Consider the following 10832-nt stretch of genomic DNA (forward strand, 5'->3'; position numbering starts at 1 on the left):
CGGCTTGAGCACGTCCATCGCCTGTGGAGCCAACTCCGTTAATGGCAGGATGAGTTGGGACGAAAGGTGGGGGTTCGTGCAGGGTGACAAGCGGCAGATTCAGACGGCGGTTCTGGGCGGTGCGGACTCGGAGGAGCCACTGATGCTGCCGCTGGAGGCGATCGAGCTGGACGCCTTCCGACGCCGTCACGAGCACGACACGTTCTGGTGCGGGCTGATGCTCGGAGGGTGCGGTCTTCAGCTGACCACCAAGCTGTACACCGACCGGGTCTGTCACTTCGCCCATCACCCGGGCCCCGACGGGCACCCGCACCTGTGCGGCCGCCGCGCCCGCGGCGTGAACAGCGCGGATCACCTGTACGTGCGGTCGGCGGCCGCGGCCTGGCTCGCCGGCCACGGCGAGCAGGCGAGCTTCGAGTACACCGGCTCGGCCGGGGCGCCGCTCGGCTCCGTCGTCGACATCCGCTGGCCCCGCGGCGCGCTGCGGGTGCACCTGGACCAGGCGGTGGCGCCGGTATGGGACGGCGGCCTGGAGCCGGTGCTCGGCCTGGGCGTTCCGGTCGACCGGGACACGCTGATCCGGCGTTGGTACGTGCACCGGATCCGCCTGGACAGCGAGGGTACGAGCAGGCGGGTGCGGATCGGTACCGAGGCATTCGCGCGGGAAACCGAATGGTTCGCGCTGGACGAATGCGAGATGACGGAGCACGGTCTGTCGACGCCAGCAGTGGAGCAGATCGTGCGCTCCCGCCGCACCCGACCCGTATCCCAGTGGGGTGCAAGCAAGGCCAGAAGGGTCCCGGACGCCCAGGCGCGAGCACAGACACTGCTGCGCAGCCTGTCCGACGCCATCAACAACGGATGGGTGAACCGTGCGACTCACGCCTGCTCCGAGATCGCTGCACTGACGGACGTCGGACAGGGCGATCTGCAGTCCCAACTGACTACGGCGGTTACTGACGCCCGGCGCTGGCTGGAGGAACAACGCCGCCAGGCGTTCGCCGACTTGGCACAGGCGGCAACTGACTCCGATCTTGCAAAGATCAGACGGCTCCTCAAGCGCATCAGCAACGACGGGTACCGAAAACGTACGAAAGCCGAAGCAGCTGTCGTGGCTGCGGCCAAGGCATGCCAGGCTGCCCATGCCCGGCACCTGCAGGACAAGGCAGCTGCACGCCGGGCGGAGCTGAACGACAAGCGCGCGGAGGAAGCCGCCAGCCAGGCACGCAAGCTCCTGGAAATCCTGGAGCGACGCGGCGCGCTCCAGCCGCCGGAGCCGATGCGCGCGCTGGTCAAAGAACTCGTCCGCGCCGCTGCTGAGGCTGGTACACGGATTGACTCCCATCGGCAGGAGCAGATCAAGATTTGGCAGGCTCGCGCCAATACTGCCCAAGTATCGAAACGAACACCTCGCAGCAGCGTGACACGTACTGCACCTGCTATCCGAACCGAGCGGGAGCGGAACTCGACGAAGCGTCGACCGCAGCGCGCCGACCGTGCGGAGCAGTCGACTGCGCCCTCGTGGGGTGTGCTGGACGTCTCCTGCCCCGGCTGCGACGCACCACCCGGCCAGCGATGCACGACCGACTCCGGCCGCCCACACGAAGCCCGCCGTGAATGGTTCCGGCGGAGATTCCCGCACACCTAGGGCACGCTCTGGCTGCGCTGGGCCCTGTTCCCCGCAGCCGGCGTTGCTGGGCAGGCCCGCGTTGAGGATGTCTGACTCAGGTCTCGGGGACGTCGCTGTGGGTGTCTCGCTCCAGGCGGCGCAACAGCAACTCCGCGCGGATGAACGCGGCAACAGCGGCGACCGCACAGGCAAGCATGAAAAGCCAGGCAGCGGCCTCCCACGCCGACTCGGTGCGCAGTACGCGCGGCGTGAACACCGCCATCATGACGGTGAGGACACTGATCGCTGTCAGCCAGACGAGTCTCATCAGGGCCTCCTTCGGGCGTCGGACGGGTCCGCCGGCGCCTTCTCCGGCCGCACGGTGTCGACCTCGGGCACGGCCTGGTCGTCGTCCTCGCCCCAGAGCGCGCGGGCGAGGAAATACAGGGCGACCATCCCGGCGTAGATGAACGCACCCCAGCCGAAGATCAGCATGAAGACGTTCGCATCGCTGCGCGGGGAGCTGTAGGCGACGCCCTGCCCGGTGATGAACAGCCACGGGAACCACGCGGAGCGGACGAAGCCCGGGTCGGCGTACCGGCCGCCGCCCCGGCGCCACGACAGCAGCGGGACCGACGCGAAGCCGACGCAGGCCCAGCAGTACATGAAGGCGAAGAAGTCGTTGGTGATGAACTGGTGGCCGTTGGTGATCCCGAGGTAGGCGACCCCGGGCAGGAAGAGCGCGACCGGCACCCCGAAGCCGAGCAACTCGCCACGGTTTCGGATCTTCGCCACGCTCTCCCCCTGCTGTCGACGTCTCACCCGGCACCGCATGACAGGGGACAGCATCACGACGGATCAGCCCTACACCGCCGGCTGGCTCCGACGGGTGGCCGGAGCCGAGCTCAGGCCCGGGGGTCTCTCTCGTTGAGCGCGTCGAACTTGCGCACCTCATTGCGCATGTGCGGGCCCCACTTGGCGAAGAGCGCCATGACCTCCGGTGTGGCAAGGTGTCGATCGAGCGCCTCCTGGGACGCCCATTGCTCAAGTACCGTGACGCTTCCGGTTGCCGCGTCGTCGACACAGAACGAGATCAACACGCTCCCAGGGTTCGCCGCGGCGATCGGATACGTCGACTGCGCCTCGGCGATGAACGTCTCGACATCCTCGGCGGGGACGAAGACCCGGCCGGCCACGATGATCTCCGTGTGGATGGACGCTTCCGCTGTCGCAGTGGCGGCGGCCTTGTCCTGAGGGTTCTGAGGCGAGTTCATCGTTCCTTCCCATCCTTGTTGTTTCGGTACGGAGCCAGCCGGACGACGTGGTCATGCCAGTACTCCTCGTACTGCCTGGTACCGGAGAGAGAACCCCGACGCACAGGCCTGGCAGTACGCTAAAACCTGACGTCAATGTGAGAGGCAAGCCGTGCGGCCGAGATTGCGTGTAGCAGGCGCAGCAGCGCGCGGCGCGCGTTCGACTCTGCTGACGCGTTCCGGTTTGACCTTGAGGTGGGAGCCATGTCGGTGTAGCTGAGGCCGTCGCGCTCGTTCATGGAGGACCTGGTGGCGGCACTGCTGAGGGTGGGCTGCTGTGCCTAGGTCGTCACCGACCACGGGGAGTTCGGCAGGTTCGCTGCGAACCACTCGTCAGCCAATTCCAGCACCCGGTCAATATGCACGGCATCGAAAAACTCCAAGCCCATCACCGGTCTGATGCCCTGGCCAGTCAGGCCGCTTAGGACGTGCCGCTCGACGTTGAGGGCTGCGCCGACGGGCAGGTCCGTTATGAGCCTTCGGACTTGACCCAGACTGTGCTGGCTGCGGTGGGTGTCCAGCCGCCCTCGTCCGTCACCCGAGGAGATTCCGGGCTTCACCATTGCCTCGCCAGCCACCACATAGTACACGGTTGGTTCGGGGCGAATACCCGCTCCCGCGCATCGAACGCACAGCAATGCGCGCTTCAATCCGTTGTTGATGCTTACCGAGGTCAGGTGCCCGGCAACGCAGCAGAGACGCACGGTCTGGAGAACTCGGTCTGACATGGAGTCCAGGATCATCGCGTTCTCTTCGCGGGCGCGACGTCTGAACTCAACGAGCTTGGGCGTCTGAGAGATGCGCATACACGTATCGCAAGGGTCGCCCGCCTCGTCAGTGCCTGGTGTGAATCCGTAGCTGCCCTTCCGTAAAGGGGTCGGTGAAGCCGTTGCGTTGATCGACGCGCGCTCAGGCCAAAGTTGTTTCACTACGGAATCGGTGAGGATGTAGTCACGCCAGGTGAGGCCGTATGCAAGCCCGTAGTCTGGCTCGCGCTTAGGGGTACGTGGATCCATCGCGGTGATGGTGAACTCATGCCCTTGGAGGCAGCAAACCTTCTTCGCTGGGTACCCGTTGGAGGATGCGGCGTCGGCCAGGATTCGGAGATCAGCCTCGATGGCGTAGGCAGCGAACGATGCACGGGCGGCTTCCTCCCACTGCTTCCGCGCGCAGTGCCCGCACTCCTCTAGCGCCGTGGAGAAGGCTGCCAGCCGCGGATTTCCCTGCACTGCCATGTGCTCCATCCCCACTTCCAGATGGAACACCTGTCCCTCGGGTGCCTGGAGGATCGTGCTGCCGAGCTTGGGATGCAGTGCGGTCACGGGTGTTACCTGAGTCGTATGTCCCACGTCGCAGCACAGCGTCACGTGGTCCAGGATGCCGCTGGGCTCGCTACTTACCGTCCAGCCCAGTTCGTATGCCCGCGTGGTGAAGAGTGCCATGACGGCCGCCTCGGCGCGGGCATGCAGCCGGGCGAAGCGCATAGCGTCCTCTGGCGAAGGCGTGGCGGTCCGTGTGTCGTCACTCATGTAGTCCCCATCTCAACAGGCGCATCGGCTGGGCGAGCGTCTAGACGGGGCCGAGGGTCGCATGGCGCACTGACAGCGGGCTCAGGTGCTCGCCCGGTGAGACTCGTCAAAGTTCTCTACGTTGTCCTGCGGGACGTGGTGAGCCCTTCGTATGGTTCATCCACTCAGAGGCGTCGGGCGTGACTTTCAAGGTTCTGCCGTCTGTGGCTTCCATCGATTGGCCGCCCGATGCCCCACGACGACTCGGCTGCCAATTAGGAATTGCGAATGATCGCCACGTAGAGCTCGTAACACGATCACGATCGGTGTTTCTTGAGGCGTCTCCAGCAGATCAGGGCGCAGGTCAATGAGACGAAGGTGCCGTGGAGTTCGGTGCGCGTTCCCAGCGGACGGCGAGGCGTTTGAACTGGTGGAGCAGGGCGAAGGTCTGCTCGACGACGTAGCGGAGTTTGCCCAGGCCCTTGATGTTCGGGGCGCCCTTGCGGGAGATGACAGGCAGGATCCGGCGCCTGCGCAGTTCCTCGCGGTTGGGGTTGGAGTCGTATGGGTTGGCGCCTGGCGGGCTTCACATGTGAGGAGCGCGGTGCAGGCGGCGGAGTCGAAGCCGTGAAAGGAGCCAGGCAGCTCTGCTGGGCGACAGCGGCTGGCCCCTTGTCGAATAGCTCGATCCCGGCCATCTGATGTTGGGGAGGGGGAGTTGAGGCGGTTGTCGAGCATGGGGAAACTGCAGGAGCGGCCCGATGTGTCGCGGCCCTCTCCCCGGTCCCGGTCGAGCTCGGGGCGACTGACGTACATCGGCCCTCACACAGACACGGCGGATGACGTCACTCCTTACGCGTCCGGCCCCGGCCACTGCGCCTGCGATGAAGAATCGTCTTCTGCGTCGTAGAGGAACCTCGCGGCTGCGTGAAGTGTACAGTTCTGTGCATGAGTGACACTCTGCCGATCACCGAGGCCAGGGCGAAGTTCGGATCGCTGGTCCGTCGCACGTCCCACGCCCGCGAGCGCATCACGATCACCGACCACGGCCAGCCTGCGGCCGTGCTCATCAATCCCCAGGAGCTGGCCGACCTGGAGGACGCCCTGGCCCTGGCCCGGTACCGCGAGCGCCAGTTGGCCGGCACCGGCACCGGCGCAGCCGTGCCCCACGATGACGTCCGTGCCCGTCTGGGCCTGGAGCACGGGTGACCTACACGATCGTCTGGGACGAGCCCGCCATCGACGCGGCCGCCCGGTTCCTCAAGGACGACGCCGACGGGCTGCGCCAGCTCATGGACGCCGTCGACCTGCTCGCCGATGAGCCCCGGCCCGAAGGCAGCACCGCCTACGGCTCCCCGGACCTGCGCCGGATGCACGTCGGACGCTACCGGGTCATGTACGAGATCACCGAGGCCACCGTCACCATCGTGGTCATCCACATCGGCCGCCTCAGCTGACACCAGTAGCAGACGGGTGAAGGACCGGACCGACCCATGGTCCGGCTCCTTACTGTCTACTGCGCCTGGCCCTGGCCGGTGCCCTGCCCCCACTGGGGTCCGCTCGCGGTTCCCGCACGTCGCCGCATCGGCCAGGCCGGACGGCGTTGGCCGCCGCATAGCTGCGCGGCATGGACAGTTCTATGATCTGGGCCACGCCGTGGCCAAAACGTCACCACAGTGCCGTCGGCTTTGCGGTCCGGGTCGCTTCCCCGGCCCCGTGCACGGCCGGAGAGCGGCCGGCGTGGCTTAGCTGGACGCTCTGAGACGGTAGGACTGTCGCTGCCGGGGACTGTGCGGGCGCTGGGACGGTCAGATGCGCCAGGAACGGATGCGGTCGGCGGCGCCGAACACGCTGTCCTTGCCCGCCAGGAGATCTTTGCAGAGTTCGACCAGCTCGCCGTAGGGGATGTCGAGACCCTCGTCGCTGGCGTGCATGTAGGCGATGGTGACGGCACACGCGAACCGGACGTTGAGCGAGGGCAGGGGCTTGAGCAGCAGCAGGGTGTGCAGCAGCGCCGCAGCACGCCAGGACGCGTCCGGGTCGACACCGAGGCGGGGCGGATCGACACGATGGCGCGCCACGGCCGCGACCATGGCGGAGAAGTCACTGATGTGGGGCTGGTCGGGAAGAGCTGTCTCGTGCTGCTGCAGGAGCCAGCGCACGTCGATGTGCAGGGGAGGCGCCATGACTTCAGGCGGCCCTGCCCGTCGTGCTCGCCATCGGGCCGTCGTCGATGCCTGCCGCCTCGATGGCTTCGGCCAGCAAGGGATCCGCGAAGACCCGCTGAAACTCGGCCGCCGCTGCCTTCAGGCTCCGCTGATGGGCGATCGCGTCGGTCGTGGAGGCTTTCACGAAAGCCTTCAACGTCATGCCGTGTTCCCGGGCGGCAGCCCGGAGGTCTTCGAGCTCCGCGTCGGAGAAGTCCACATTGAGTGCTGCCATACGGGCAGAGTACCGCCGAGGTACCCAGAGCTCAATCCTCCCAGGTGATAGCAGTAAAGATGGGTACCCACGGAGTCTCGTGCACGGAGATCGCCGTCAGGAGGATGACAGCCGTGTGCATGCTGCGGCGGTGTCCGGCGTGCGGGACCGATCGTGGGCGCCTGCTATGGAGTCAGGTGGACGGGAGTCCCAGCTTGTCGAAGAACGCTCGGTTCCGCTCAGTGGCTGCATTGACGAGACGCTCGAAGCTCATCACTTCGATGTAGGTCTTGTACGACTCGTTGAAGCCGAAGTAGCCCATTCCATCGTGGGTGGGACGCAAGCCCGCGTACTTGCATCTGTTCTCCATTGTCGGCGTGAGATCGGCGATGACGTAGCAGAAGGCGGGTGGCTCCGGCGTCGAGGGGATCGGCCGCCCCGACGAGGTCTTCACGCCGCCAGCGCGCACGCGATTCACATACTCAAGGCACTGCTGGATCGGGTCTTTGCCCTCCGATGCGTCGTTACGCATCGGCCGTTTGATCTCGATCACGACGATGGACGGCAGGGGGAGCTTTTCGCCCTCTGCGGCCAGCACCGGAGTATCGACGAGCCGCGTCGCGAACAAGTCGGGCTCCGTCGTCGATTCGGATCCCGTAGCGGGCATGCTCCTGAGGGTCTTGTCGGAGGCGAGGTAGTCGTGGAACGCAAGCCGCTCGTCGATGATCCAGAGGTTCGAGGCATCGGTGCCGATCTCATTGGAGTCGGTCCGCATTGGCATGAGCAGTGAGTGGATGGCGTCCTCCCTGCTGTACCTGCCCTGAGCGTCGGACCTGATCAGTTTGGCGAGGACATCGAGCATCACTCGCCGGCGCGAGACGTATGCGGCCAGATCGGACTGATTTATGTCCTTCACCATGTCGGCGTACCGCTCAAGCCGTTCCGCGTAGTCTTCCGGCCGCACAGAGCCGACCTCGTTAAAGACGGCGTGGCCTTCGGCGAGCACAGCGGCTTCGAGCTTCTGCAGGTTGCCGTGCAACAGCAGCTCAAGCTCTTGGTCCTTGATGGACGGATCCACCGTCACGCCGAGGGACTCGAGCCGGGACAGAACAGGCCGGTACCGTGGCGCTCGTTTACTCACGAACTCGTTGACCCGGTGCTTGCCTTCCTCGCATGCTGCGCTGAGCGGGACAGCAAGGATCGTCTCGACTTCCTTCAGCACCCGGTCGCGGATGTCGTTCAGTGACACGTCTTCGGTCAGCGTTGCACCAGGCACACGCTCAGGGATGTCGAAGGCTGTGCGGTCAGCGCGGACGTGCTCATCGAGGAAGCTCGAAGACAGATAGCAGACATAGGTGAACTGGGCCGATGCCTCGTCTTTGAGCTTGCCGTAGAGACCTGGCACCTTGCTCGTGAGGTTCTCCTCCACCACCACGCGGTTCGCGGCGCACCAGTACAGCCGTGGCGTGTGATTGCGCGTTGAGGACTTGAGACAAAGATTGACCATGTCGAACTGCCGTCCCTTGACCTCGATCCTGGATGCTGGCATCGCGGAATACACGAAGTCGTTCATGAGGTCGTCCAGCGAGACGGTTGTTTCTCCGTCGGTCACCGTAATCACAGGCGCACTTCCTGGGCGGAGGAAGTACCAGATGCAGTGCTCGAACATGTCGCGAGCGATGGCGTCGACGCCCTTCAGCGCGCTCTGCTGGAAGGGTTTTTTGAACCCGTCAAGGCTCACGGTCGTGCCGACCTCGTCGAGGCCGTCCTCTTCCACGACCTGCTCGACTTCCCTCTCGACGGAGAATCGGAAGTGCCGTCCGCGGATGCTTCCGGCGCCGTCGTCGTAGGCGCTACGGACGATGACCCTGTCGAATGCCTTTAGCCACAGCAGTCGCCCCACGCCACGGCAGCCCATGTCGACCTTGTGGTCGCTGTCCAACGTCTCGAACGACTTCATGTTTTCCGGGGTGAACCCCACCCCGTTGTCCTCGACGCTGAAGCCGACGATGGGCTTGAGCGCCGCACGACCAGGACCGGCGGGGACGAGTTCGAGTTGTTCGTGCCGGCTGCGCTTGATTCTGACGGTCAAACGGCCACGCTCGACGTCGTTGGCGAATCGGGCGTCGATTGCCTGAATACCGTTGACAACGGCCTCAAGAAGGGGCAAAAGGGCATGGCTCTTTGGCAGACTTGTGTTCCTGACCCGGCCGGCCAGTGACGTGGTCAGCGCCATGGTCTCCTCCTCGCTCCGACGCCGCAAACCCTATCGGTGGGCGCTAGCAAGCGCGGCTCACCAACCGAACTGGCTCCGGAGCCTCGGCCAGGGCTGACCGGCCGGGTTGCAGCTCACCCGGCAGGGCGAGGACAAGGAGCCGATGTTCTGCCGGGGCGTCATACGCCTGGCGACCGGGGGTGCCTGCCGGACAAGCCTGCCCGCTGCCACGCAGCCGGTCGCTGCTTGCGCGACCGGCTGCGCGGAGCGTGTCCGGGCCCGGTTGTGGCCGGTGTCCGTCCTGCGGCCGGGGCGATACCGGGGCTGTGAAGTGGCTGGTGAGGTGCTTGCAGTCGGAATGAGGTGCGCGGGGGGCGCGCGCCCTTTGTTGCAGGGGGCGTTGGCCGGGGGTTGTCAGTGTCGCGTGTTTCGATGGCTTGCCCAGGACATGTGAGAGGTAGGGAGATTCGATGACGCGTACGACGCCGCCGCGGCCTTTGGATCTGGCCGCGGTGTTCCCTGAGCTGGCCGGCCTGTCCAGGAGCGTTACCCGGCTGCATTCGCGGTCGGGTATGCCCACGGTCGGGGACAGTTCGGTGGGCGGGCCGCTTTTGTGGCCGCAGGAGGAGCCGTGGCCGACCTGCACACGGTCGCACGAGGTGTACGAGGTGGTGGAGCTGGAGGCGGTGCGCGCCGAGTACCGCCTCATGGTGGCGCGGTCGTCGCGGCCGGAGGACGAATGGCCCACGCCCGAGGAACAGGCGATTTTGGAGCGGAGTGACCCGAAAATGATCCCCAGCCCGTATACGGATCCGGTGCCGCTGCTGCCCGTGGCGCAGCTCTATGCCCGGGATGTGCCCGGCCTGCCCTGTCCCGAGGGCGCGGACCTGCTGCAGATCCTGTGGTGCCCGTTCATAGACCACGACGACGGCATCCCGGCCATCCACGTGTGCTGGCGCAGTGCCGGCCAGGTCACCGCGCTTCTTTCGCCACTGCCGGAGCCGCCCGTCATCGAACGGGAGGATTACTGGCCCGCCCCCTGTGTCCTGCATCCGGAGCAGGTGAGCGAGTACCCGGCGCCCCCGCAGCTGCCCGCTGAGGTGAGGGCGCGCGTGGACGCGTGGCAGGAAGACACCGGCCGTTACTACATCCAGTTCGCGGTGGCTCCGGGCTGGAAGATCGGCGGCTGGGGTGCCGTCCCATCGGACGGAGACTACGGCAACCCGCCACGATGCGGATGCGGCGCGGTGACCGCGCCCCTGTTCACCATCGGCCTCGGTGAATGGAACGGGGGCGACGAAGGCGGTTGGCGCCCGCTGGAGGACGCCGATGCTGATGAGCGGCGATGCTACCCAGCGGTGGGCGACGGGCCTATGATCGATCTGGGAGACGAACAATTGCAGATCTATTACTGCCCACAGTCCTACGAGCACCCGCCGGTGACCGTTCGGGTGTACCAAACGCTGTAGAGCGCCGCCCGGCTGGGCCCTGTGCGTCCGGCAGGTCGGCACCTGCGGCCCCTCCCGCAAGAACTTCGCCGCGATCGAGTAGGCGTAGCGGACCGTGCGGTGCGAGACGTCGCACGCTATCTGCTTGCCCACCTCAACCACGACGGCCCCGGCACCCGCGCGGACCCCGGAGGGGGGGGCCCCCGCGGGGGGGCCCCCCCCCGGGGCCCCCCGGGGGGCTGTTGCGCCGGGCCCCGGGCCCGGGGCCGGCCACCCCCCCCCGCGCGGGGCAACCCCACAACCCCCCGGGGGGGTAAA

The 10832-nt window shown here is 66.3% G+C and carries 11 protein-coding genes; 4 read left to right on the plus strand and 7 right to left on the minus strand.

Annotated elements, in window-relative coordinates:
- The first annotated feature begins 76 nt into the window (after positions 1-76).
- Complete coding sequence (locus ACFYXC_RS39035; protein ID WP_389557528.1) at positions 77-1648, plus strand: hypothetical protein; 1572 nt, start codon at positions 77-79, stop codon at positions 1646-1648.
- Positions 1649-1724: 76 nt separating this feature from the next.
- On the opposite strand, the gene ACFYXC_RS39040 is transcribed toward ACFYXC_RS39035, so the two are convergent.
- The 4 genes from ACFYXC_RS39040 to ACFYXC_RS39055 form a co-directional block, all read right to left on the minus strand.
- Positions 1725-1937, minus strand: a complete 213-nt coding sequence (locus ACFYXC_RS39040; protein WP_389557529.1) for a hypothetical protein — start codon at positions 1935-1937, stop codon at positions 1725-1727.
- Complete coding sequence (locus ACFYXC_RS39045; protein WP_389557531.1) at positions 1937-2404, minus strand: hypothetical protein; 468 nt, start codon at positions 2402-2404, stop codon at positions 1937-1939. The genes ACFYXC_RS39040 and ACFYXC_RS39045 overlap by 1 nt, the downstream gene beginning before the upstream one ends.
- A 110-nt stretch (positions 2405-2514) precedes the next feature.
- On the minus strand, positions 2515-2883 hold the full coding sequence (locus ACFYXC_RS39050; RefSeq protein WP_389557533.1) for a putative quinol monooxygenase: 369 nt from the start codon (positions 2881-2883) through the stop codon (positions 2515-2517).
- 320 nt (positions 2884-3203) lie between these two features.
- Positions 3204-4451, minus strand: a complete 1248-nt coding sequence (locus ACFYXC_RS39055) for a hypothetical protein (protein WP_389557535.1) — start codon at positions 4449-4451, stop codon at positions 3204-3206.
- 927 nt (positions 4452-5378) lie between these two features.
- Here ACFYXC_RS39055 and ACFYXC_RS39060 point away from each other — a divergent pair.
- Positions 5379-5639 (plus strand): type II toxin-antitoxin system Phd/YefM family antitoxin, encoded by a 261-nt coding sequence (locus ACFYXC_RS39060; RefSeq protein ID WP_389557537.1) that lies wholly within the window; start codon positions 5379-5381, stop codon positions 5637-5639.
- On the plus strand, positions 5636-5887 hold the full coding sequence (locus ACFYXC_RS39065) for a type II toxin-antitoxin system RelE/ParE family toxin (RefSeq protein ID WP_389557539.1): 252 nt from the start codon (positions 5636-5638) through the stop codon (positions 5885-5887). Before ACFYXC_RS39060 ends, ACFYXC_RS39065 begins: the two co-directional genes overlap by 4 nt.
- A 351-nt stretch (positions 5888-6238) precedes the next feature.
- Here the strand turns inward: ACFYXC_RS39065 and ACFYXC_RS39070 are convergent, their stop codons facing one another.
- The 3 genes from ACFYXC_RS39070 to ACFYXC_RS39080 all read right to left on the minus strand — a co-directional run bounded on the left by ACFYXC_RS39070 (position 6239) and on the right by ACFYXC_RS39080 (position 9087).
- Complete coding sequence (locus tag ACFYXC_RS39070) at positions 6239-6616, minus strand: toxin Doc (protein WP_389557541.1); 378 nt, start codon at positions 6614-6616, stop codon at positions 6239-6241.
- A gap of 4 nt (positions 6617-6620) precedes the next feature.
- Entirely contained in the window at positions 6621-6872 is a 252-nt protein-coding gene (locus ACFYXC_RS39075) for a hypothetical protein (protein ID WP_389557543.1), read from the minus strand.
- A gap of 172 nt (positions 6873-7044) precedes the next feature.
- Positions 7045-9087 carry an ATP-binding protein gene (locus tag ACFYXC_RS39080; RefSeq protein WP_389557545.1) on the minus strand — a complete coding sequence of 681 codons (2043 nt, stop codon included), beginning with the start codon at positions 9085-9087 and terminating at the stop codon, positions 7045-7047.
- Positions 9088-9536: 449 nt separating this feature from the next.
- Between ACFYXC_RS39080 and ACFYXC_RS39085 the strand changes: the two genes are divergently transcribed.
- Positions 9537-10535 (plus strand): hypothetical protein, encoded by a 999-nt coding sequence (locus ACFYXC_RS39085; RefSeq protein WP_389557547.1) that lies wholly within the window; start codon positions 9537-9539, stop codon positions 10533-10535.
- Positions 10536-10832: the final 297 nt, after the last annotated feature.

It is taken from the genome of Streptomyces sp. NPDC002701, assembly GCF_042889045.1.
Lineage (GTDB): Bacteria > Actinomycetota > Actinomycetes > Streptomycetales > Streptomycetaceae > Streptomyces.